The organism is Mucilaginibacter psychrotolerans (assembly GCF_004519315.1).
Taxonomy (GTDB): domain Bacteria; phylum Bacteroidota; class Bacteroidia; order Sphingobacteriales; family Sphingobacteriaceae; genus Mucilaginibacter; species Mucilaginibacter psychrotolerans.
This window is the reverse complement of the sequence record NZ_SOZE01000024.1, coordinates 28,478-51,172: the sequence shown is the minus strand read 5'-3', so window position 1 is coordinate 51,172 and position 22,695 is coordinate 28,478. Positions and strand designations below refer to the sequence as shown.

Below are 22,695 nucleotides of genomic sequence, written 5' to 3'. Positions count from 1 at the left end.
AGCATCGTCAGTTGAAAACTGGTAATACTTACCCTTTCACTGCCTTATGTTTCATCACTTTGATGACGATTGCGATGGCTGCTATCGCCGCGAAAAGTATCCAGGTGCGCCTATCGGCAAAATTGAAAGTATAGCCCAAGCCAAAACGCTTGGGCACAAAAAATTTGGGGTCATCGGGGTTGTAGTAGATGATGCCCCATATCCAATGGGCAGCTTCGCTCTTATCCATATCGCTCATAGTTGAGAAATTTTTTTATTCGCAGACATAAAACACAGAGAGGTTTTGTACCTACGGCACAAATTATCATTCTACTTACCTTGCTACCGACATTTGGCCGCCATGGGGCTACGCTAAGCATCAGCATAGTGTCCTCATCCGAAGTTCCGAACTCCATCTGCACATCTGCACATCAATGTCGTTTACTTAAGGAAGCCCCGGCCCCATCGGGGCCAAATGTCGGTAGCAAACAAGCAAAAACCACCTATATGCCGTAGGTACAACACTGGCGATGTAGCATACCTATGGCATGCGAGTAGCTGATTATCGATTAGCTACCGACCGTTTGCACCTATGGCGCACTTCGAAATCGCTTAAGTAAACGACATTTATCTGCACATCTGAAATCTGCACATTTCCCATCATCTGCACATCTGAAATCTGCACATCCAACCTATCCCCCCGTCCCCGGCTGCGTATCAATTTTTGGTACGGCAAACATGGCTTCTTTTATCAACTTGATTGGCGCGCTGCCATAGCCCAGGAATTTCTCGTTAAATTCTTTTAAGCGGTACTTATCGCCTTGCTTCTTTTTCCAGGCTTGCTGCAGTTCGGTGATTTCTTTAAAGCCGGTGTAATAACTGGTGAGCTGCACACTGCTCACACTAACGCGTTTCCATTTGCCGTCAGCTTCGGCCTGCTGCTGAAAGGCTTCGTGGGTGAGCATTTTTATAGCTTGCTCTTTAGTCATGCCACTGGCATGGACGCTGTAATCTAATATAGCGTTGCAAACCGAACGCAGGTTCCATTTATACCACATCAGGCGCATTTCGGGTGCGTTATCGCCATAGCCGGCATCCAGCATCATCTGCTCGGTATAAACCGCCCAGCCTTCTATCATGGCACCGTTACCAAATACCGATTTGACCATACTCGGTGATTTATTAGCATAAACCAGTTGCGTATAATGCCCCGGTATAGCTTCATGTATATTCAGTATCTGCAAAATATAGTCGTTGTATTCGCGCAGGTAGCTTTCTGCCCGGGCAGGTGCCCATCCGGCAAGGCTGCCTACGTTATAATAGGTATTACCCGTTTTATCATATGGCCCGGGCGCAGTTATGGATGCACCAGCCACGCCAGCCATATAGCCAGGCTCTTTACGTACCACTAAAGGCTTGGTTGGGTCAAGCGTAAGCAAATCCTTAGTTTTGATGAAGGCGGTTAGCTTAGGCAATTGCTGCTCTATAGCCGCTTGGAAAGCATCGGGCGCAACATGTTTGGCCGATAAGGTATCTATCATCTGCCCTATCATCTCCAACGAATCGGCGGGCATGGGTTTGGTACCGAAGTATTTGGGCCAAAGCGTTTTGCTTATTTTGGCCATTTCGCGGTGCAAGGACTTTTTGCGCTCCATGGCTGCGTTGTAGGTTTGCTGTGCGGTACCCTCGGCTTGTATATCGTATTTAAATTTGTTTTCGTAATATTCTTTACCCAAACGGAAGCTGCGTGGCTTGTCGTTCTTCATGGCCTTTAAAAACGTTGCGTAGGCTTTAATAGCATCTGTGGCAATACGGGCCCTATCCAACATCTGCCGCTGTTCGGCATCAGGTATCCTGGTTTTTTTAAGCGAATCGGCAAAATCCTTATCTATCACGCTAAGGCCGTTCAGGTTTTGGTCAATGGCCAGGTCGGTAAGCTCCTGTACCGGATTCTTAAGCTGCTTTTGGGCTTCTTTATAATAGGCTGGCACAAAACTCATGCGCTGGTAAAAGCTGCGCAGGCGTTTTTCAAGTGGTGCGTAATTTTCGGTAAGCATAACCGCAAAGCTGCTGATAACGTTGTAAGATGCAGGGTTCCATTGGTACTCGCGCAATTGCTCCAGCTTCCACTGCATGCCTTCCATTTCATTCTGCATCATGCGGTGGTCTATCTTGTTGGCATCAGACAGCGTGCCAACCTCAAACCGGCTCAGCGAATCCATTTGCACTTTAGAGAATTTGATGGCTTTTTTGCGGCTGTCGTCGCTCGGTATCGTTAGCAGGCTATCGTATTTATGGTAGCCCGCAGCGGTAGCAGCCTGCGGGTTCTCTTTCCAATAATCGTCGAGGAAACGCTCTTCATATTGTTGGAAAGCGGCATCATCTTTAGCCGATAATGGCTCCATAGATTGCCCGTCTTTTTTACAGGCCGAGAATGCGGCCACGTACAGGGCGAGTAATAGTAGTTTTTTTATCACTGTTTTACCAGATTTGCTTTGGTTGCTAAACTTAGATAATTTGACGCATATAAATCAAATCTGCGGCGATTTTGTTGCAAAGTGAAACACCTTAGTTATGAACGAAGAACATAAGCTATTAATTGCCGAATTGGTAAAACTGCTTGAGGGCGGCAGCGCCCATGCTACATTAGCCGAGGCCGTAAAGGATATCCCCGCCGAATTCAGGGGGAAGAAACCTGATAGCCTGCCTTACAGCATATGGCAGCTTGCCGAGCATATACGTATTGCGCAATGGGATATGCTGGAGTTCAGCAAAGATGGCAACCACCAATCGCCCAACTGGCCCGATGATTACTGGCCCAAAGATGCCGAACCCAAAGATGCCGCATGGGAAAAAAACATCGAACAGATCAATGCTGATCGCACCGAATTCCTGAATTTATTAAAGAGCGAAGATATTTACAAACCCATCCCCCATGGTAACGGTCAAAACATCCTGCGCGAAGCCCTGCAGGTAGCCGATCATAATGCCTACCACACGGCAGAGATTGTTTTGTTGCGGAGGTTGCTGGGGATATGGGACCGTTGATTTCAATGATTTAAAGGATTGCGCTGATTGTCTGAAACCTTGATTTTTTAGATTATAGGATTCCCTGATTTAGGATTAAGGCCGATACATAATCAACATATTGTGCAATCAAGAAATCCTCCAATCAAGTAAATCAAGGTTCAGAAATAATCAGCGAAATCAACGTAATCATTAAAACGACGAAGCCCTGGAGCACCTTAAAAAAAATAATCGCGAAAAATCAACGGTCCTACTTCACCCCATTCACAAATTCCACTATCGCCGTTACCAATTCTGGTTTTAAGGGGAGGGCGGGGTTGCTATAGGTGGCTTTATTCTGTTGTCGGTCGGCGGGGGCTTCTTTCAGGATATGGTTCATGCCGGTAATGATAACCAGTTTCGCATCAGAATTTGCTTTCTTCAGTTTATCCGCATCATCTACCGGTACCTGTATATCGGTTGTGCCTTGCAATATCAGCGTAGGAATTTTCACCCTCTTCATAATGTTGTAAGGGTCGTACCTGTACCACGACATGAGGTACGGCTGGATGCTTGGCCGGGCGATGTAATACAATTGCGGATCCATATAGTCGGTAGTTTTACCTTTGCGCAAGCTATCCACCATGGTTTTATACTGATCTACCAAAAACTTGGGCTGTTCTTTTTCTACCTGCTCTAATACTATTTTCTCAGCAGAGCGACCGGCACCGGCAACCGATATAAAGGCTTTAACGGGCTGATCGCGCAGCGAAAGCAAACCAACCAGTGAGCCTTCGCTATGCCCTAACACGATAACTTTAGAAAAACGTGGATCCTCATTCAACATGTTGATCAGGCCCACTGCATCGTCTACATAATCGGTAAAACGCAGTTCTTTTTCCTTGGTAGAAGTTACGCTCTGGCCCACCAGGCGTTTATCGTAACGCAGTACGGCTATGCCGTTTTTGCCCAGTTCGTTAGCCAGCATTTTATAAGTATTGCCGTTTAGGCCCAGTTTAGGGCTGTTACCGTCGCGGTCGGTAGGGCCCGATCCGGGGATGATGAGCACCACCGGCACTTTACCTTTAGCATCCTTAGGTATGCTTAACGTACCGGGGATGGTGCCTGTAAACATCTTGAACAGCACGGGCTCCTCGGTAATTGAGGCATCCATTTGTATGGTTTTAGTAGGTTCCTGGTAAGGGGTAAAAAACACGCCTACCAGTTTGTTTTGACTGTTGAGCGATAGGTTCAAAAAGAACACTGCGTTGGCAAAAGTTGCCTTGTATATAGCCGTTGGCGCAACGTAGCGGTCTGCATCGGCTTTCACCAGATTACCCAGCTGGGTTTTTAGCTGTATGGTGGTGGCGTTCCATTTATCCAACGGCATAGCCGTTTTCATTTCGGGCGCAAACATGGCGTAGATGCTATCGGGTTGTGCGTTATTATAAAACTGCTTAAACTTAGCCAGCACCGGCGCAAAGTTGGCCGGCACGGTTTGCGCCATGGCATTTGCCGTAAAAAAAAGGGCGAGTGCTAAAATGTATATTCTTTTCATCCGGGGTTAACCTGTTATTTTGGAGATACTTTTGGGCGAATTTAATAAAATTTAAAAGCTTTTAATTTGCTATATCTAATAACTACACGCAACATTTATTTTTATGATGCGTAAAAAGCATATTAACAATACATCAAATTAATATTTTATTAAATTTGCCACGTCCTAAACGCACTATATCGAATAAAAATCTACCAATAGTTAATGAGTTTTAAAACAGGATGTTTACTGCTTGTATTCACAGCGGGCTTTTTTGGTTTTTGTAACGCCCAAACCACGCTCGCAACAATCAAGGGTAATATATATATACCAAATAATACGGCTGCCGAAGCCGCTACGGCCATTTTGCTTAACCAACGCGACTCTTCGATAGTAATGTCGGCTCTGGTTGATCACTTAGGTGCTTATACCTTCCGCAACGTGCCATCGGGCAGCTACATCGTGGCGGCTTTCCGCCTCGGATACCTTAAAGCTTACTCGCCTGCGTTCCAGCTAGCTGCCGGGCAGCAGCTTACTGCACAGCCTATATATCTGCAGCCGGCCGATACTCAGCTGAAAGAAGTAGCTATCGTGGGCAAGAAAGCATTCGTAGAGGTTCGCCCGGGCAAAACGATTGTAAACCCGGCAGCCAGCATCACCGCCGATGGCAAGAACGTATTGGATATTTTAACCCAAACGCCCGGCGTAAAGGTTGCCGATGGCGATAACATCAGCATCAGCGGCAGGCAAAAAGCTTTGATACTAATAGATGGCCGCCCTACCAACATCACCGGGGCCGACCTGGCGGCACTCCTGCGGAGCACCCAGGGCAGCAATGTAGACCGGATCGAACTCATCACGGGGGGCTCGGCAAGGTACGATGCATCTGCCGGCGGGGTCATCAATATCGTGATGAAGAAGGGCAAGAACATCGGTACAAACGGCACCTTCAACTTAACTGCCGGCTACGGGAAGTTTTATAAAGGCATAGCCGGCCTTACCTTTAACAGCCGCAGCAAGTATGTAAATGTGTTTGGCCTGTATAATATCAACGCCAACAAAACCTATCGGGGCTTCACCAGCAACCGTAACGTAAATGATGCCGGCGCATTAAGCAGCTATAACCTCAACTACTACGGTCAGCAGGAAACCTACAGCCACAATTACCGCCTCGGGGCCGATTTCACGCTCGCACCCAACCATACCCTCGGCGTACAGGTTTATGGATTTGTAACAGATAACAATTTCACCAAAAACAATAGCCTTAAAATTGCCAACCAGGGGCACCTTGATTCGGTAATACTGGTAAACAGCCGTGTGGATCGCGACCTACGCAACATCAACTACAATATCAACTACAGCGGCAAGCTTGATGATGCGGGGCGCACCTTAGCCGCCAGTTTAACTTACCTGCCTTATACCAGGCATTCGGCCGAGTACATCAATAATACTTTTTTCGATGCAGCCGGCTCGGTGTACCGCCAGCCTCAATCATTACAGAACCTTTCGCCATCTCAGCGCCGGAACTGGACGGGGATGCTGGATTATGCCAACCCGCTCAATAAAACATCTAAACTGGAAATCGGCTTTAAATTTAGCCATACTAAAAGTGATAACAACCTTATATTCGGCCCGCTGGTAAATGGTGCCTACACGGTCGACCCTACCTTCAGCAATAACTTTTCTTATAAAGAAGAAGTAAATGCCGGTTATTTAAACTATACAGCGGCCTTTGGCAAATTTGATATGGTGGCCGGGCTGCGCGGAGAGTACACCCATTCGCAGGGTAGTTCTATGGGCGCAGCATCTACCATGAGCACCATAAATGTTTCCAACTACTTCAAGCTGTTCCCCAACCTGTTGCTCCATTATGCGCAAAGTGAACAGCACGATTACGCCTTAAGCTTTACGCGGGGAATTCTAAGGCCCGATTACGAGAGCCTCAACCCCTTTTTGTATTATATAGATCCTTACGATTTCCAGAGCGGCAACCCCTACCTGAAGCCCGAGTACAGCAACACGATCACCTTAACCTATACTTATAACCAAAGCCTTTCGATAGCGTTGTATGCCGGGAAAACTACGGACGCTAACTTCGCCTTCTACAGCCAAAACGATGCCACCAAGGTTAACCTTACTACCACGCGCAACCTGGGCGATGTAAAGGACATAGGCCTGCAAGTGATGACGCCTTATACTGTGGCCAAATGCTGGAAGGGCGAGATTGACGTAAACGCAGGCTACTATCATTACACTACCTACCCCGAAAACGGTAACCTGGATAAAGGTGCTGCCGATATCATCTTCAATACCACGCAAAACATCAGCCTGAGCAAAAGCCTGGCGCTGGAGATAACCGGCTTTTACGAAACGGCCAACCAGTACGGCATTCGCAGGTTTAGCCCCAACTATTACGTTAACGCCGGGATGAGCACCCCCATATTTGGTAAGCGCGGCAAGCTTAGCCTCAACGTGGCAGATATATTCAACACCAACCGCGATAGGGCCTACACCCTGTACCAAAACATCGATTTACGCATCAACGGCAAACCCGAAACACGCATAGCCCGCCTGGCCTTTACCTACCGTTTCGGCAAATCGACCGTGAAGGCTGCTACCAAACACCAAACCGGTACCGAGCTGGAGCAGGACAGGATGCGGAAGGGAGCGAATTAGCAAAATAATCACCGTAGAGACGCGATACTTCGCGTCTTGACAATGCATATCAGCCCCTTACATGTCTTACGGGAGACGCGATGTATTTAGCCGGGCAGCACTATTTACATGTCTTCGATAACATCGCCGTTAAGCAACCAGTTATGAGGATTATTATAAATATACCCCACTATATTTTCATATTCCTTTTGATTCCTGATTATATGGTCGTAATAACGGGGTTGCCAAACAAATTCTATTGCATTTTCTTTCGCGTACTGCGTTACTGATGATTTATATCCCCTCAATATCGACGCTAAATTTTTTGATTGAGGGCCAAATTTGTTGGTTGACCATGTTAATTTATCTGGCCTGTTGATAAATAAAATGCCATGTAAATGATTTGGCATTAAAACAAATGAATCTACCTCAACATAAGGGTGAAATTCAGGGATACTAAACCAATTGCTTTCCGCCACATCTGCAATTTCCGTTCTATTCAAGAAAGCAGTTTCGTTTTCTCCTTTTTCTATTTCACCGAAATAGTGGCTGCGGTTTTTTGTACATATCGTAATGTAGTATAATCCATGAGAGCCATAATCCCAGCCCTTCAATCGCGCGGGCGAAATGCGATATTTGTTTTTATAGATGTCGTCCATAGAAATGCAATTTAGGGATTTGCGTGAAGAAACGAGACTCATAACTTCTTGAGCGTATATTAATTTGGTTGCCTGTCCTACTGGAGACGCGATGTGTCGCGTCTCTACGAAAAACCATCATCATTCTCCGTAGATACGCGATACTTCGCGTCTTACCGATGCAAATTACGAAATGCCATTTGACCCATCCTTGGGAGACGCGATGTATCGCATCTCTACAATAATCATCGTAATTCTCCGTAGAGTAAGACGCGATACTTCGCGTCTTACCGATGCAAATTACGAAATGCCATTTGACCCATCCTATGGGAGACGCGATGTATCGCGTCTCTACAATAATCATCGTAATTCTCCGTAGAGACGCGATACTTCGCGCCTTGACTGCTACCAAACACCAAACCGGTACCGAGTTGGAGCAGGAGAGGATGCGGAAGGGAGCGAATTAACGTAGCTGCAGATGTGCAGATTTTAGATTTCAAATGTGCTGATTAAGAAAGATATTTTAACCTACTTTCTTTTCCTTATACTTCCCTTTAATTTTAGTGACGAAAAAGTTGCCTAAGGATTCGCTTTTGATGAATTTTTTATAGGCAGAAGGCTTGAAACCGAAATATTGCCATACGCCGCTGTGTTCCTTAAACTCCAGTTCGAGGGTGTGGGTTTGGGCATCATAGCCGATACTTTGTAGAGCCGATGATTGAACGGTCTGCCTGTGCATATCTATATAGCAAGGCAAATGAAGATTGGTTTTAAAAAAGATCAGCCCGCGTGCCCGCTGAACATGCTGACGAAGATGATCAGCAAAACGATAAGAGTGATGCCGACGTACAGATAATCCTTCTCCAGCACGAAACCAATGGCCGAAAACACCACGCGGATAACCGGGGTGGCAATGAGCAGGATAATGCCGGCCTGTATAATGGCCCTGCCCCTTAATGTAAATATGCCGTTGATGATGCCCGATGCGTTATGCACAAAATCGGGAACACCTTTAAAGGTATGGTAATCGGGAATGTCGTGTCCGTGCCGGTATAGAAATAAAATGCCACCAATAAATACCACGGACATGGAGATGAGCACCCCGGCGCGGAGTATCCAGCCGATGATGGCCTGCATGTCTTTTTCTTTGAAGGTACTTTGTGTCATTGGGTCATTGTGTCACTGGGTCATTGCCCTACGACAAGAGCAAAACTAAGGGTAAAAAAGAAAGCTTGCTAATTATTCGACTCTTTAAATTACAAATGACCTAATGACTCAATGCGCCAACTAGTTCCCGGCACGTATACTGCGCTCGCTGAGTTGCTTGATTACTTCATCGTTGAAGGCCCGTTCGCTTTTGTAAAGGATGCTTATTTTAGATGAAGGGACTATCTTGAGGAATTCATCCAGATATTTCCTTTTGATGGTAAGCATCTGATTATCGTAATACAATTCCTTGTCTATCTGCGCAGCACCTGTTGATGAACTGGTACTGTTTAATCTTTTCAAAATGCGTACGGCTTTCAGTTCTTCCTGATAGGTATGATAAAGGGGCCAAAAAGCTTTGGCTTCTTCGTCTGTAAGATCAAGCTGCTGGGCCAGGAATTTGTCGCGGGCAGCTTCTATTTTTTTGCCGTTAGCCCTGGCTCGGCCAGCTGGCTGCAATGCGGGCCGGTTATCATTGGTTTGCTTTAAATTGGTAGCCTGCGCAGATACTTCATAGCCGGTTGCAATGGCAATAACCAATAAAATAAAAATATATCTGAGCAATTTAGCCATCAAAAGTGTCGCGTTAGTTAGCATCAATATAATCGCTCAGATCATCGGCGAGCGCTTTGGTATTGATTTGTTTATCATCCTGTATCATACCGGTTGCATCGCCGGCATCTACGTTCAGTTCAAGGTAATCTTTAATTTCGTCAACTGGTACGGTAGACAGTTCGTTGTGTAGCAAGGACTTTTGATGCGCTGCTTCCGGAACAACAACCACAGTACCGTTCTGCTGTAGAATTACGCCTGTACCAATCATCAAGGCCAGGCAAGCGGCAGTTGCGTATTTAAACGAATTGCTGGCGAACAGCTTCCTGATAATGGTTTTACGGATAACTACCTCTTTGTTTACCGTTTTGTTAAGAATATTTCGATTTAGCACATCGAAATAGTTATCCGGCACGGTAAAGCCTGTTGTTTTTTCGGCAAGTATCTCTTCAACAGCAATGCGGGCGGCAATCTGCTGCTGCATATCGTTAAAGTAACCCTCGGGCACGGCAAAAAACTCCTCTCTGTTGGCAAGCTCTTCTACCGCAATACGGCTTTCTATCTTGCTGGTCAACTCGTCGAAGTAACCTGCCGGCAGGGCATAGCCCATATCTTCGTCAGCTTCAGCTTCAATACTGATGCGGCTGGTGATGTTATTGCTCAGCTGCTCAAAATAGTTTGCTGGCAGGGCAAAACCGTTATCTTCGGTAGCCTCAGCCATTCCTATGTTTATCCTGCCGGTAATGTTTGCCGTAAGTTGGTCAAAGTAATTTGCGGGCAAAGCAAAGCCGCTGTGTGCTGTATCTGCCTCTACACCTATATTTATCCTGCTGGTAACGTTGCCCGTAAGCTCGTCAAAATAATTTGCAGGTACCGTAAAACCGTTAGCCGGGTCTATACTTTTTAATTCATCTAATTTAACCAATGATAAAATGCGCTGACCGGCTTCTTCAAAATAGGCAGACGGCACCGTGAACGGGTTATTTTTAGTAAACCGTTTTAGTGACATTTCTTCGTCCCCCCATTCCCTATTGTCCATATCGCTTTCCATACGCTGTTATAGATGAATAATACTTCAAAAGGTTTAATGCTAATTTAGTAATTAATCGGTATTCGTAACAAACGCCTCTATTTTTTTCACAGCCAGGTGAAACGATGCTTTCAGCGCCCCGACGCTGGTGCCCAGCACCTCGCTCATCTCCTCGTACTTCATATCGTCGAAGTACTTCATGTTAAACACAAGGCGTTGTTTATCGGGCAGGGTAAGTATGGCTTCCTGCAGTTTGCGCTGTATCTGGTCGCCCGTGAACTGGTCAGAGCTTGATAGGGTATCCGCCAACTCGTAATCCACATCATCCAGCGAAATATTGTTCTTTTGCTTCTTTTTATTTAAAAAGGTGATGCACTCGTTGGTGGCAATGCGGTACATCCAGGTGTATAACTGCGCATCGTTACGAAAGCCCGGCAGGTTTTTCCACACTTTAATAAAAACGTCCTGCGTAAGGTCGTCGGCATCGTCGTGGTCTATCACCATACGGCGCACGTGCCAGTATATTTTTTGCTGATACTTCTTCAGCAGCATGTTGAATGCCTCGTTGCGGGTTTTATCTTCCCTAAACTTACTGAGAATCTCTTCGTCTTCTGCCTGTATGGCCATCTATTAAAATTTATCTTTAAATAAATATAAAGCTTTTTTGCATCAATATGTTTGGCGCAGGGTTATTTTACCAGCTCCAGCACCTGCTGCGATGAGGCTTTGGTATCTACCTTATCAATCACATGGTCTATAACGCCATCCGCATTAATCACAAATGTAGTGCGCGCGGTGCCCATATACTTTTTGCCGTACATATTCTTTTCCTTCCAAACATCATATGCTTCTACAATGCTGTGGTCGGTATCGGCTATCAGCGTAAAGGGCAGGCTGTATTTGGTCTCGAATTTTTTGTGTGATTTTTCATCGTCGACACTAACGCCTATCACATCGAAACCCTGGCCCAACAACGATTGGTAGTTATCTCTGAAATCGCATGATTCTGCCGTGCAACCGGGGGTATCGTCCTTTGGGTAAAAGTAAAGGATAAGGTTTTTGCCTTTATAATCTGACAAGGATACTTCCTTGCCATTCTGATCCTTAGCGGTAAAATCGGGGGCTTTGTCGCCTGGTTGAAGAGTTGCCATATTTATCGTGTAAATTGAGCCGTAAAGGTATAAAATTTCAATCCTTTAGAACGCTCTCGCCAAATCTTTAGCTTCGAGGTGGTTGAGGAGTCCGCAGAACAAAACATCGAATTGTCCACCACGAAAGGTGCTCACGACGTTTATGTATAGATAGTCGCCATTTATAATGATACTAACGACCTTACCTCTTCCTCCCCAGCCTTCAGGCTTTTGCCCTCTTATCAGCGATAGCATTCCGGAAGTGAAATTAACTTTGGGGTAGTAATGCTGTACTATGCCTATTATCTGTTCTTTATTTTCGCCAGGATTCCTCATGCGAACCTTCACCAACTTGATGCTATAATAGTAGTTTATTAGCGTCCATGTAATAACGCAAAGTAAAAATCCGGCACCGGGAGCATTCCGGAAAACGTAAGGATTTATTAAAGACCAGATGAAAAGAACTATTGGGAAACCTATCCCTAAAATAAAGCTCATTGTATAATCGCCTACCAGCTTTCGGTCGAATTTATAAACCAATCGGCCCCGCTCAATACTTTTGTCAATTATTATTTGCCTCAACGATTAGTTCAGTTTATCGTGTAAATTGAGCCGTAAAGGTGGCGATATTGTTTTTAGCATCTATCACCGTAAATTCAAAATTATGTTTTCCGGGCACAATATCGGCAGTAAAAGTATAACTTAATATTTTTGTTTTGTAGTTCCGCTCTACCAACACCCATTTACCATCAATCTTCCCGGCAAAACTTTTCACGCCCGACAAATTATCGCTCATGCGCAGCTTTATCGCGCTGATGGCCTTTAGGTTGCTGCCGTTGCGGATGTTGATGGGCGTGATAACAGGCGGCACGGAATCGACCTTGATATAAAAATCGCCGAAGGCATGGGCGGTGGCTTTCACAAAGCCGCCATCGTACTGGCCGCCTATGCTGCCGGTAGCTGCGTTTACTATTACCGCCTTATCGGCATACTTGCCCAGGTCCATATCGGGCTTTATCCAAAGTTCGTACTCATCGTGTATGGGTGTAAACTTATTGTGGATGCGATGCGTTACCGAATACGCGCCGGGCTTCATGGGCTGGGTATCGTACATAAAGTCCAGGTCATCGTACAAATTGCCGGGCATTATCTGCACGCGCACCTTGCCATTGTAAAAGTCGTTATTATCGTCGTAATGCATCAGCGTGCCCAGGGGCTTCAACGGGGCAATGTTGTTTGCCGATGTGTTCGACTGAACCTTCAGTTTCACGGTGGAGGTATTGCCCATCACATCCTTGCAGATGAACTCCACATCGTGCAGTTGGTTATCGTTGAAAGGGATGATACCCCTGTTGATCGATTGCGGATAAAGCGATATACGGCTGCCGGGCAGTATGAAGCATTTCTGTATCATTCTGCGGGAAAGCAAAAATGCGGGGTAATCGGTATAGGCGTTTACGGCGTGCGTTTGGTCGAAGGCGAAACGTTCTACGGCAAAGGTGTAAACCGTTTGCCCATCCAGCTTCATTTGGATGGAATATACGCCATTGTGATTATTAGATGCGCTGTTTTGATCGGTAACGGCAATGCCGAAGCCGGTGTTGCCACTAAGCTGCAGTACCTGGGGCTTCAAAAGATGATAGTTGCCCGCCGAGCCGGTTACGCTGAGGAATTCTTTGGGCGTTTTCTCGCTGAAGGGGTTGCCGTTTAAATGATAAATGCCGATGGCGGTAATGGTTGGCGGCACCTCATCAGGTATCGTGAGCCCGAAAAGCTGCGGGTTGATGGTTTCCTGAGTGAGGGTATCGCGCAGCTCAAAGTGCACGTGCGGACCGGCAGATGCACCTTCGTTGCCCGACATGGCTATCACATCGCCCTTAAGCACCTTGAACATGCCTTTGGGTACGGCAATATCGGCCTCAAAGGTTTGGTTTTTGTACTGGTAATCGCGTATGTATTTAAACTCCTCCGGCGTAAAACTTTGGATATGCCCGTAAACCGAAGTGTAGCCGTTTGGATGCGTAACATAAATGGCCTGCCCAAAGCCGCCGAATTGTATGCGCATCCGCGACACGTAGCCATCGCCAACAGCATGTACCGGGAACCCGGTGCGCTGCATGGTTTTAAAATCTAAACCCGAGTGGAAATGCGCAGGCCTCAACTCGCCGAAGGAGCCTGCGGTAACCGGTGGCAGATCGAGCGGGTAACGGAACGCATCTTTAGGGTATTGTTTGCTTTGGATGGTTTGCTGGGCCAGAGATGCTTTGCCGCAAACCAGTAGCAGGATGATTACTGCGCAAGTTCTACAATTCGTTTTTATCGATCTCTTCTTACTACACGGTCGAACTGGCATACTTCTTTAAAATTTTTTAGATAACCACTACCGGGTGGTTTTGTTAGGGGGATATCTGTATAGTCTGGATAAATAGCGAACACCGAATATTGAATATCGAATAATGAAGGGAAAAACACTTCATCATTGGAAATTCGGCATTCGCTATTCGATATTCTAAATCCTCCTATTTCACCTCAAAATCAAGCATCTTCTCCCCTTCCAGGTAGCCCTCAAGCTTATCGCCTATGCTAACCTTGCCTACACCCTGCGGAGTGCCGGTGAATATCAGGTCGCCTTTTTTGAGGGTGATGTATTGCGATACGAAGGCGATGATGCGTTCAAAAGAAAAAAGCAAATCTTTGGTGTTGCCTTGCTGGCGGGTTTCGCCATTTACATCCAGGTTGAAGCTCAGCTGGTACAAATCCGCGAATTGCGCTTTCGGTACAAAATTACTTACCGGCGCCGAATTGTCGAAAGCCTTGGCCAGTTCCCAGGGCAGGCCTTTTTCTTTATGGCGGGCCTGTATATCGCGGGCGGTAAAATCTACCCCAAGGGCAATCTCGTCGTAATAGTTGGCGGCAAATTTCTCGCTGATGTGCTTGCCCTCTTTACAAATTTTCAGTACCACTTCAATCTCGTGGTGTATATCCTGCGAAAAATCGGGGTGGTAAAAGGGTTTATTATCTTTTAGTAGCGCGGTATCGGGCTTCATAAAAACAACGGGCACGCTGGGCACGGGGTTATTGAGTTCTTTGGCATGCTCGGCATAATTGCGGCCAATGGCGATGATTTTCATACATTACAGTAATAACCCCAAAGCTAAAAAATATACGCCCTTAGAAAAGCGATTGAAAGAAAATTGCAGTGTAAAAATTCTGTTCGTAGTTTAATAAAGCGGAAGGGATTTAATATCGAATAATGAATTTCGACTATCCAATATCGAAGTTTTCACTTCATCATTCGATATTCAGCATTCGGTGTTCGAAATTTAACAGGGGGGCTGGCCTTACAGTACCGATATCCTTTTGTTGATAGATTCGGTACCCACGTTTATCCGCAGGAAGTAAAAACCGCGAGATAGCTTGTTGTTGATGTTGTAGGTAATGTTTTGGTCGCCGGCCTCTGAACGCTGCGAATAGAGGGTAAGTACATCGTTGCCCAATACATCCATCACTTTTACATTCACAAACGCGCCGCGCGATACGGTGTATTTTACGTTGAGCACATCGTTTACCGGGTTTGGGTACACCTGCACGTTAGATAATACTTTATCTGACTGCATTGGCGGCCCGGGGTACTTGTCAACAACAGGCTTCGCGAAAACTATTTTTGTAGAAGATATAGCAGCCGGTTTTATGGGCGGCAGGGATAAATGCAGGATGCTTTTGCTACCCGTTTTGGGTTTACTTTTAAGATACTTCAGGTACGAGGTGTCTGATTTTTGCTCGGCTATCCCCTTTGCAAAGGCAACGTTTACCATCACTGCAAGCAGTGCGATAGTAAACCAGGAATTAAGCTTCGTAAATTTTCTCCTCATAATAGATATTACCTGCAAAAGTATAAATATTGTACGCGATAAACTGTCAAATCATCAATTATTAAATGCTTTTAACAATTTTTAACAATTTAAGCATTTTTTATGCGTTATTGCAGCTATTGACTTATACGGCGCACAATGGTTTAAGTTACTGCATGCTTATTTAATAAGCAGCGTTTATTTTATATATCCGTGCTATAAATCGGCAACAGCCACTCATGGGCAAAAAACCTTTTCCGCACGCAGAAAATCCAGTTCACCTACCTGAGCATCAGCCCGCCACGCCATTTAAAAACTAAATATAATTTGAAAGTTTAATAAATCATAAGGCTTTTTAATAATGCCGTTTATAAATTATGCAAATAATGATTGGCTTTTGATGCAATTGTGTAAATATGCGGCGGTATTATGCCCTATTTTAAAATTACTGTTGTGCTAATGTAATTTTTATAAATTTGTAAACTTTTTAAAAACGCTGTGTCAAATCATAAAGATCTGCAAAAACTAACGGCCGCTGGGCTCCTTATTAGTTTAGGAATTATCTACGGGGATATTGGTACATCCCCCCTCTATGTTTTCAAAGCCATCGTTGGTTCAGAACATTCAAACTTTTCTCAACGTATTTCAGAAACACTGGTGCTGGGGGGCGTTTCCCTCATCTTTTGGACGCTAACCCTCCAAACCACACTGAAATATGTAGTAATCACACTCCGGGCCGATAACAAAGGCGAAGGTGGCATCTTTTCCCTCTTCTCGCTGGTACGCCGTAAAGCCAAATGGCTCATCATTCCAGCAGTAATAGGTGGCTGCGCGCTACTTGCCGATGGTATCATTACCCCGCCAATCACTATTTCATCAGCCATTGAAGGCTTAAAAACCTACTACCCCGAGCTGCCTACGGTGAAGATCGTAATCGCTATCATCGCCGGCCTGTTCATCATTCAACAATTCGGCACCTCCCTGGTGGGTAAGGCTTTCGGGCCTATCATGTTCATCTGGTTTAGTATGATGGGCGTTTTGGGTATCTTCTACATTGCGCAAATGCCATCTATATTAAGGGCACTAAACCCTTACTATGCTTACCAATTACTTACCAGCAACTACAATGCCTTTATTATTTTAGGTGCGGTGTTCCTGTGTACCACCGGAGCCGAAGCTTTATACTCAGATTTGGGCCACTGCGGCCGCAAAAACATACAAATAAGCTGGATATACGTAAAAACCTGCCTTATACTCAATTACCTGGGCCAGGCGGTTTGGTTGCTGCAACGCAGCGGCCAGTCGATAGACCTAAACAAGCTGAACCCGTTCTACACCATTATGCCAACCTGGTTCCTGCCATTCGGTATAGGTATAGCTACAGTTGCGGCGGTTATAGCCTCGCAGGCGCTTATATCTGGTTCGTTTACGCTGATTGCCGAAGCCGTTAGGCTTAACTTATGGCCAAAAGTGAAGATAAACTACCCAAGCGAGCAAAAAGGGCAATTATATGTGCCCAGCGTAAACTGGCTGCTTTGCTTCGGCTGTATTGGCGTGGTGGTGTTGTTCCGCCACTCTGCAAAAATGGAAGCGGCCTACGGCTTAAGTATTACTGTAGCCATGCTCATGACTACCATACTGGTATCCAAATTTTTGCAGCGTAAAAAGGTACCAACCTATATCATCGCTACCTTCCTTACGCTATACCTGGTGATAGAAGGAACCTTTTTACTGGGTAACCTGGTGAAATTCATTCATGGTGGTTGGTTTACGTTATCTATAGGTGCCGGCCTGTTCGTTATTATGTGGACCTGGCACATGGCGCGCAAAATCAAGAATCGCTATGTTAAATTCATCGAGATTGATGATTACTTCAACATCATCAAAGAGATGAGCGAAGACGAAAGCGTACCCAAATACGCCTCACAGCTTATTTACCTTACCAGTGCCAACTTCAACTCCGAGGTGGAATCGAAGATCATTTACTCTATACTGCAAAAACAGCCCAAACGCGCCGATGTTTACTGGCTGGTACACGTGGATGTGGTGGATGAGCCTTACAAAAGCGAATACGAGGTAGACTTCCTAATACCTGGCAAGCTCATCCGTGTAGACTTTAAGCTGGGCTTCCGCGTAGAGCAACAGATCAACCTGCTGTTCCGCAAGGTGGTAGAAGATTTGGTAAAGAACGGCGAAGTGGATATCACCAGCACCTATAAATCATTGAACAAGCACAAGATCGTAGGCGATTTCAGGTTTGTGGTGATAGAGAAGGTGTTGTCGCGCTCGCATAACCTGTCGTTTTATGAAAAGGTGGTGATGTTCATCTACTCGCACCTCAAAAAGATAAGCTTATCCGAAGAGCGCAACTTTGGCCTCGACCTGAGCTTCGTAACCATAGAAAAAGTACCGCTGATGCTTACCTCTCCCGATGCGGTGACCCTGACAAGGGTGTTGTAATCAGCATTTATAATGATATAGCAAGGGCTGCCGGGATACGGCGGCTTTTTTTGTTTAGGAAACAATTGCACTATATTTGTAATAGACATAAAAACAGATTTATGACGACATTAACCATCCAGATACCTGATAGCCAAAGCTCCATCATATCTGCTATATCAGAAATCACTAAAAAAGCCGGGCTTTCAATCGTTATTGACAACGATGATGATGATGGCCTTGGCGAAGATGAATTAAAAGCGTTGCAAAGGGCTTGCGAAGAGGCCGTGCTGATTAAAAAGGGTTTAGCAAAGGCAACTCCCGCCTCAGAAATGTGGGATGAATAATTCTGTATCGGTATCCAAAGCGTTTATTAAGGATGCCAAGACCCTATTAAAAAAGTATCACACGCTAAAACAGTCTATAAATACCCTCATTGAAAATCTTATCGAAAATCCTTATTTAGGGGTTCCCTATGGGGATAAGTTATTTAAAGTCCGGTTAGCCGATAAGAGTAAAGGCAGCGGCAAAAGCGGTGGTTTCAGGGTGATGTATTATCATCTCATCAAGACTGAGGCTGGGATTGAGATCTTGCTCCTCACCATATTCGACAAATCAGAAAAATCCAGCATATCTAAGGCGGATGCTATTAAGAAGTTGGCTAACGTGCTTAAGGATTTATAGGATTGACTCAACTGCTGACACATGCTGCGCAGACGGGAGCGCAACCTCGCAAATGCTTGGCAACACGCCCCTTATTTGTCAACACTGCATCGGCGCCAAATAAGGGTATCTAACATTAATTTATAATTGAAACATGGCTGACAATTTAAAACTAATTATGACGGACGCGTTCCGCTTTTTGGAAACAGAGTATAGTTTTAAATTGATTAAAAGCAAGAAAGATTCAGCTTGGCAATCAATTTTATATATGAACACGGTGACTGCAGTAAAACTTGTTTTCGAACGCAGGGAATCTTATTTATTCGTTATGCTATATCAGTTAGTTAATGGCGTGTTTATCGATGATCCCGTGATAATAAGAGAAGATACCGTTTTGCAGGGCTATGGCCTTGATGATGTTATTCTTTTAAAAAACCCATCTGCTCTTATCGGTTCCATTTATCAATTTCCCAAGGAATCCAATTATCACGATCCATTAAATGGATATTCGTTTTATATTAATGACTATGCTGTTAATCTAAATAAATATGCTTTTGATATTTTAAGAGGTGATTTTACCATTTTCCCGGAATTGGAAAAAGTGGTTAAAAAACGATTGGCAGAATATAGAGATTATGAAACTCGCCGGTTCAAGCGTCCCGCTTGAACCTACACGCATGTCAGCGTCCCGCTGACGTAACGGTTTAGCCACGAGGTACGCCGCGTACATGGCTTGCGCTGCATCGCGCCCGGTGGGGGACGCTACCGTGTCAGCAGGCTTTTGTTAGCGTTCCGCTAAAGATGTTTTCGAACACTAATAAGACAAAAGCGCTCAAGTTTTTCATCTATATCGGTTAAAAATCCGCCCCGAATATGGAGGATTTCCGCCATTTTTTTGATTAAAGAACCTAAAAAACCGAAGAAAAACGGAGAAAAACGAAGGTGTTTTTTAGCGTAATTGTAACCTTGCGCGAGGTATGTAGCACTGGAAAAGATCGAAGGTGTACGAGTGACTTGCAAATGGTTAAGCCCGAGACGCATTTACTTACTTCCCCAACTCCTCATTCTAGCGCCAAACTAGGGGCTTCGATTATTTCAGAAAGCAAACTTTATTTTTACTTGCTTATAGAAAAACAAGAATAAAAAGAGCACCCCTATTACTAAATTGTAAATACCCGAAAGTTGATCAGATAATGAAAAAAAACGATTTACAAAAAATTCAGCGATATAAAATACCATTAGTAAAGGCAGGAAATAACTCCCGTCTTTTATTTTCAAAACATAATATAAAGGGCCACAAAACAAGAATACCAGAAAGGCAACATAATACAAAACGTATAATATATATCCAAAAGTAAGCTCCACTAACTCCCGTGTTGTTTCTGCTTTATCAATAACGATGTTCTTAAATCTATCCTCCATAAATGCAAGAATAAAAAAGAATACAATATATTTTACCAGCAGGTAATAAACGGTTTTGAAAAAGCTGATTTTAAACATAATGTTAACGTGGGTAAACTTCCCGTTGGGCGCGTATTCGGCGCTGGGCGTGATTGGGGGCGTACTTATTAATTCTTTCCAAAAATTCAGCCTGTGTTAGGCGTTATCCCTGCCCGACACAAAAGAATTATCCTTTTTTCATGATAAAATTCCTGTACTCATCCTGAATGAGTCCGGCGTTTACAAACTTATCTAACGAGGCAGCATAAGCATCTTTCACAAAAAGTATAGCTTCATCAGCGGAAGCAAAATTATTCAGTACTTCCGGCTCGTCAGGGTCAATAGGAGAAAATTCATAGATGTCTGCAAATTGTTCATCGCCTTCATCAAAGCATTCTATGTAGCAAGTGGTGTAGGTTAGGTCTTTCTCTTTATCAATCCTTAACCATCGTAATACAACGTAGGTATCCTCTTCTTTGGGTGCTAACCATTGTTCTACAGATTTCCCCAATGACAGATTTGCGCTAAGCTGTTCGCTTGTTAAATATCTCATGGCATTATAACCGAACTCCTTCAGTCCAAATATAAACCTATAGCCGGATTAGTGTTTGAAAAGTGTTTCACCTGCTCAGAAAATGTGTTCAATCCTGTTTTTTAACAAAAATTCACTTTCGCATAGTAATTTGATTTACAACAAATTACAGCCATTACCTAAACAACAGGCATGTTCCAATCCGTCCCACTAAATTAACTAAACTACTAGCAATCAAAAAGATAGCTTTTCAGGGTGTTCCACCTACAGAAGCGGAACGGTGCCAAAGATGCCTTACCGTGCGTTTTCTGCCTTGCCAATTAAACTATGCTTATAACCGTAGAATATGTATATCACCAGCCCTATTAAAAGCCAGGCCAGGAATCGTATCCAGCTTTGGTAGGTTAGTTCGGTCATCAGGTAAAAGCAGCTCAGCAAGCCCAATACGGGTATCAGCGACAAGTTGCGTACCACAGCGGCAACAGTTAGCGCGGCAGATAATAAGATAAACAGGAAGAAAGGGAATTTTTCGTGTATATTTTGCCCTGCCAGTATATCCAGGAAAGGTTTCCAAAACAGGTATATCATCCCCATAAATATAAACGGCACCACATACTTGGCATTAATATACGGCAGGTGAAATTTACCTTTCACGGCCGCTTCCCTCGGCATCAGCAAAACGCCGCCACAAACCAGTACAAAAGCGAATAGGGTACCGATGCTAGTCAGGTCGGTAACTTCGGTAAGGTTTAAAAACAAAGCAGGCACGGCCACTACAAAGCCGGTAACAATAGTCGCGAACGATGGCGTATGGAACTTAGGGTGTATGCGCGAGAATGCTTTCGGCAGCAGGCCGTCGCGGCTCATGCTCATCCAGATACGCGGCTGCCCCAGTTGGAAGATGAGCAATACGCTGGCGGTTGCAATAACCGCGCTGATGGATATTACATAGCTGATGTTCTTTAACCCTACTTTAGCAAATACAAATGCCAGCGGGTCGCCTACCTGCAGGTCTTTATAGTTCACCATACCGGTTAACACCAGCGAGATGAGGATGTACAAAACGGTACATATCAGCAGGGAATAGATCATGCCACGAGGTAAATCCTTTTGCGGGTTCTGGCATTCTTCGGCAGTGGTGGATATCGCATCGAAACCGATATAGGCAAAGAACACGCCCGAAACGCCCTTCATTACGCCTTTAAATCCATTGGGCATAAAAGGATGCCAGTTAGCCGGCGTTACGTAAAAAAAGCCGATTGCAATAACGGCAATAACAATGAGCACCTTTAAAACCACCATGGCATTGGTGGCCTTCTTGGTTTCGCGTATGCCGATATAAACCAGGTAAGTAATGATAATCACGATAAGTAGGGCGGGCAGATTGGCAATAAATTTGATATTGCCCGCGCCCGGTGCATTTGCCCAGGCGACAGCCGCACTTTTCATATTATCGGTGATTTCTCCAAGCTTGCCGGCTGCCGTAAGCTCCTGTATTTTTTCATGGGCACGGAAAGCCGAAAAGTAATCCATCGTAAGGTATTCGGGCATATGGATGTGGAAACCTTCGAGCAGGTTTACAAAGTAGGTGCTCCACGATATGGCCACCGCTATATTGCCTATGGCGTATTCCATCAGCAAATCCCAGCCGATGATCCAGGCAATTAACTCACCGAAGGACGCGTAAGCATAAGTGTAAGCGCTGCCTGCCACCGGTATGCGCGAGGCAAATTCGGCGTAGCACAAGGCGGAGAAACCGCAGGTAACAGCGGTTATAACAAATAATATAGACACCCCCGGGCCGCCGTAAAAGGAAGCTTCGCCGATGGTGGAGAATATGCCCGCCCCCACCACGGCGGCTATACCCATCAGGGTAAGGTCTTTTACATTAAGTTCTTTTTTTAGTTGGGAGGCGCTGCCGGGATGCTCGGCATCGCTGAAACCGCATTCTACATCGGCTAAAATTTTGGATACAGACTTTTTGCGGAATATGCTTTTAGACATATGGTTCGATCAGTTTTGAGTTCTTTAAACCAA

General features: G+C 44.9%; 22 protein-coding genes. 6 read left to right on the top strand and 16 right to left on the bottom strand.

Translation table 11 applies throughout. The features are described 5' to 3' along the window. Positions 1-28 precede the first annotated feature (28 nt). Positions 29-238 (bottom strand): DUF5808 domain-containing protein, encoded by a 210-nt coding sequence (locus E2R66_RS20165; RefSeq protein ID WP_133233962.1) that lies wholly within the window; start codon positions 236-238, stop codon positions 29-31. Positions 239-671: 433 nt separating this feature from the next. Continuing rightward, positions 672-2,456 carry a DUF885 domain-containing protein gene (locus tag E2R66_RS20160; RefSeq protein WP_240049359.1) on the bottom strand — a complete coding sequence of 595 codons (1,785 nt, stop codon included), beginning with the start codon at positions 2,454-2,456 and terminating at the stop codon, positions 672-674. Between the two features lie 97 nt (positions 2,457-2,553). Here E2R66_RS20160 and E2R66_RS20155 point away from each other — a divergent pair, with 97 nt between their 5' ends. Continuing rightward, a complete protein-coding gene (locus tag E2R66_RS20155; RefSeq protein ID WP_133233960.1) occupies positions 2,554-3,027 on the top strand; it encodes a DinB family protein in 474 nt (157 codons plus the stop codon). A gap of 229 nt (positions 3,028-3,256) precedes the next feature. Here the strand turns inward: E2R66_RS20155 and E2R66_RS20150 are convergent, their stop codons facing one another. Beyond that, on the bottom strand, positions 3,257-4,543 hold the full coding sequence (locus E2R66_RS20150) for an alpha/beta fold hydrolase (RefSeq protein ID WP_133233958.1): 1,287 nt from the start codon (positions 4,541-4,543) through the stop codon (positions 3,257-3,259). Between the two features lie 204 nt (positions 4,544-4,747). Between E2R66_RS20150 and E2R66_RS20145 the strand changes: the two genes are divergently transcribed. After that, the gene (locus tag E2R66_RS20145) at positions 4,748-7,198 is read left to right on the top strand and encodes a TonB dependent receptor (RefSeq protein WP_133233956.1); all 2,451 of its coding nucleotides are present in this window, start codon (positions 4,748-4,750) and stop codon (positions 7,196-7,198) included. A gap of 104 nt (positions 7,199-7,302) precedes the next feature. On the opposite strand, the gene E2R66_RS20140 is transcribed toward E2R66_RS20145, so the two are convergent. The 11 genes from E2R66_RS20140 to E2R66_RS20090 all read right to left on the bottom strand — a co-directional run bounded on the left by E2R66_RS20140 (position 7,303) and on the right by E2R66_RS20090 (position 15,605). Next, entirely contained in the window at positions 7,303-7,836 is a 534-nt protein-coding gene (locus tag E2R66_RS20140; protein ID WP_133233954.1) for a transposase, read from the bottom strand. Positions 7,837-8,338: 502 nt separating this feature from the next. Further along, positions 8,339-8,554 carry a KTSC domain-containing protein gene (locus E2R66_RS20135; RefSeq protein WP_133233952.1) on the bottom strand — a complete coding sequence of 72 codons (216 nt, stop codon included), beginning with the start codon at positions 8,552-8,554 and terminating at the stop codon, positions 8,339-8,341. Between the two features lie 41 nt (positions 8,555-8,595). Then, the gene (locus E2R66_RS20130; RefSeq protein ID WP_133233950.1) at positions 8,596-8,982 is read right to left on the bottom strand and encodes a DUF1634 domain-containing protein; all 387 of its coding nucleotides are present in this window, start codon (positions 8,980-8,982) and stop codon (positions 8,596-8,598) included. A gap of 120 nt (positions 8,983-9,102) precedes the next feature. Further along, positions 9,103-9,594 (bottom strand): hypothetical protein, encoded by a 492-nt coding sequence (locus E2R66_RS20125; protein ID WP_133233948.1) that lies wholly within the window; start codon positions 9,592-9,594, stop codon positions 9,103-9,105. A 13-nt stretch (positions 9,595-9,607) separates the two neighbouring features. After that, positions 9,608-10,624 carry a hypothetical protein gene (locus tag E2R66_RS20120; protein ID WP_133233946.1) on the bottom strand — a complete coding sequence of 339 codons (1,017 nt, stop codon included), beginning with the start codon at positions 10,622-10,624 and terminating at the stop codon, positions 9,608-9,610. Between the two features lie 51 nt (positions 10,625-10,675). Further along, complete coding sequence (locus E2R66_RS20115; RefSeq protein ID WP_133233944.1) at positions 10,676-11,230, bottom strand: RNA polymerase sigma factor; 555 nt, start codon at positions 11,228-11,230, stop codon at positions 10,676-10,678. Positions 11,231-11,292: 62 nt separating this feature from the next. Beyond that, positions 11,293-11,754, bottom strand: coding sequence for a thioredoxin-dependent thiol peroxidase (gene bcp / locus E2R66_RS20110; RefSeq protein WP_133233942.1), 462 nt, complete (start codon positions 11,752-11,754; stop codon positions 11,293-11,295). A gap of 45 nt (positions 11,755-11,799) precedes the next feature. Next, positions 11,800-12,315, bottom strand: a complete 516-nt coding sequence (locus E2R66_RS20105; RefSeq protein WP_133233940.1) for a hypothetical protein — start codon at positions 12,313-12,315, stop codon at positions 11,800-11,802. A 13-nt stretch (positions 12,316-12,328) separates the two neighbouring features. Then, positions 12,329-14,086: a M23 family metallopeptidase gene (locus tag E2R66_RS20100; protein WP_133233938.1), complete on the bottom strand. Its 1,758-nt coding sequence runs from the start codon at positions 14,084-14,086 to the stop codon at positions 12,329-12,331. Positions 14,087-14,252: 166 nt separating this feature from the next. Further along, on the bottom strand, positions 14,253-14,864 hold the full coding sequence (locus tag E2R66_RS20095; RefSeq protein WP_133233936.1) for a fumarylacetoacetate hydrolase family protein: 612 nt from the start codon (positions 14,862-14,864) through the stop codon (positions 14,253-14,255). Positions 14,865-15,074: 210 nt separating this feature from the next. Continuing rightward, the gene (locus E2R66_RS20090) at positions 15,075-15,605 is read right to left on the bottom strand and encodes a T9SS type A sorting domain-containing protein (RefSeq protein ID WP_133233934.1); all 531 of its coding nucleotides are present in this window, start codon (positions 15,603-15,605) and stop codon (positions 15,075-15,077) included. Positions 15,606-16,082: 477 nt separating this feature from the next. On the opposite strand from E2R66_RS20090, the gene E2R66_RS20085 reads away from it, so the two are divergent. From E2R66_RS20085 to E2R66_RS20070, 4 genes are all read left to right on the top strand, one after another. After that, positions 16,083-18,044, top strand: coding sequence for a KUP/HAK/KT family potassium transporter (locus E2R66_RS20085; protein WP_133233932.1), 1,962 nt, complete (start codon positions 16,083-16,085; stop codon positions 18,042-18,044). Positions 18,045-18,145: 101 nt separating this feature from the next. Next, the gene (locus E2R66_RS20080; RefSeq protein ID WP_133233930.1) at positions 18,146-18,370 is read left to right on the top strand and encodes a hypothetical protein; all 225 of its coding nucleotides are present in this window, start codon (positions 18,146-18,148) and stop codon (positions 18,368-18,370) included. Beyond that, a complete protein-coding gene (locus tag E2R66_RS20075; protein WP_133233928.1) occupies positions 18,363-18,707 on the top strand; it encodes a type II toxin-antitoxin system RelE/ParE family toxin in 345 nt (114 codons plus the stop codon). Before E2R66_RS20080 ends, E2R66_RS20075 begins: the two co-directional genes overlap by 8 nt. 133 nt (positions 18,708-18,840) lie before the next feature. Then, the gene (locus tag E2R66_RS20070; protein WP_133233926.1) at positions 18,841-19,353 is read left to right on the top strand and encodes a hypothetical protein; all 513 of its coding nucleotides are present in this window, start codon (positions 18,841-18,843) and stop codon (positions 19,351-19,353) included. 960 nt (positions 19,354-20,313) lie between these two features. Here E2R66_RS20070 and E2R66_RS20065 read toward each other — a convergent pair. After that, the gene (locus E2R66_RS20065) at positions 20,314-20,679 is read right to left on the bottom strand and encodes a hypothetical protein (protein ID WP_133233924.1); all 366 of its coding nucleotides are present in this window, start codon (positions 20,677-20,679) and stop codon (positions 20,314-20,316) included. Between the two features lie 273 nt (positions 20,680-20,952). Then, on the bottom strand, positions 20,953-22,662 hold the full coding sequence (locus E2R66_RS20060) for an amino acid permease (protein ID WP_133233922.1): 1,710 nt from the start codon (positions 22,660-22,662) through the stop codon (positions 20,953-20,955). Positions 22,663-22,695: the final 33 nt, after the last annotated feature.

Excerpts from the sequence above, each read along its gene's own strand:
- E2R66_RS20100 (WP_133233938.1), bottom strand. The coding sequence starts at position 14,086 with ATGCCAGTTCGACCGTGTAGTAAGAAGAGATCGATAAAAACGAATTGT.
- E2R66_RS20065 (WP_133233924.1), bottom strand. The coding sequence starts at position 20,679 with ATGAGATATTTAACAAGCGAACAGCTTAGCGCAAATCTGTCATTGGGG.
- E2R66_RS20070 (WP_133233926.1), top strand. The coding sequence starts at position 18,841 with ATGGCTGACAATTTAAAACTAATTATGACGGACGCGTTCCGCTTTTTG.
- E2R66_RS20120 (WP_133233946.1), bottom strand. The coding sequence starts at position 10,624 with ATGGAAAGCGATATGGACAATAGGGAATGGGGGGACGAAGAAATGTCA.
- E2R66_RS20135 (WP_133233952.1), bottom strand. The coding sequence starts at position 8,554 with ATGCACAGGCAGACCGTTCAATCATCGGCTCTACAAAGTATCGGCTAT.
- bcp (WP_133233942.1), bottom strand. The coding sequence starts at position 11,754 with ATGGCAACTCTTCAACCAGGCGACAAAGCCCCCGATTTTACCGCTAAG.
- E2R66_RS20075 (WP_133233928.1), top strand. The coding sequence starts at position 18,363 with ATGAATAATTCTGTATCGGTATCCAAAGCGTTTATTAAGGATGCCAAG.
- E2R66_RS20165 (WP_133233962.1), bottom strand. The coding sequence starts at position 238 with ATGAGCGATATGGATAAGAGCGAAGCTGCCCATTGGATATGGGGCATC.
- E2R66_RS20145 (WP_133233956.1), top strand. The coding sequence starts at position 4,748 with ATGAGTTTTAAAACAGGATGTTTACTGCTTGTATTCACAGCGGGCTTT.
- E2R66_RS20090 (WP_133233934.1), bottom strand. The coding sequence starts at position 15,605 with ATGAGGAGAAAATTTACGAAGCTTAATTCCTGGTTTACTATCGCACTG.
- E2R66_RS20095 (WP_133233936.1), bottom strand. The coding sequence starts at position 14,864 with ATGAAAATCATCGCCATTGGCCGCAATTATGCCGAGCATGCCAAAGAA.
- E2R66_RS20125 (WP_133233948.1), bottom strand. The coding sequence starts at position 9,594 with ATGGCTAAATTGCTCAGATATATTTTTATTTTATTGGTTATTGCCATT.
- E2R66_RS20115 (WP_133233944.1), bottom strand. The coding sequence starts at position 11,230 with ATGGCCATACAGGCAGAAGACGAAGAGATTCTCAGTAAGTTTAGGGAA.
- E2R66_RS20130 (WP_133233950.1), bottom strand. The coding sequence starts at position 8,982 with ATGACACAAAGTACCTTCAAAGAAAAAGACATGCAGGCCATCATCGGC.
- E2R66_RS20080 (WP_133233930.1), top strand. The coding sequence starts at position 18,146 with ATGACGACATTAACCATCCAGATACCTGATAGCCAAAGCTCCATCATA.
- E2R66_RS20140 (WP_133233954.1), bottom strand. The coding sequence starts at position 7,836 with ATGGACGACATCTATAAAAACAAATATCGCATTTCGCCCGCGCGATTG.
- E2R66_RS20150 (WP_133233958.1), bottom strand. The coding sequence starts at position 4,543 with ATGAAAAGAATATACATTTTAGCACTCGCCCTTTTTTTTACGGCAAAT.
- E2R66_RS20060 (WP_133233922.1), bottom strand. The coding sequence starts at position 22,662 with ATGTCTAAAAGCATATTCCGCAAAAAGTCTGTATCCAAAATTTTAGCC.
- E2R66_RS20155 (WP_133233960.1), top strand. The coding sequence starts at position 2,554 with ATGAACGAAGAACATAAGCTATTAATTGCCGAATTGGTAAAACTGCTT.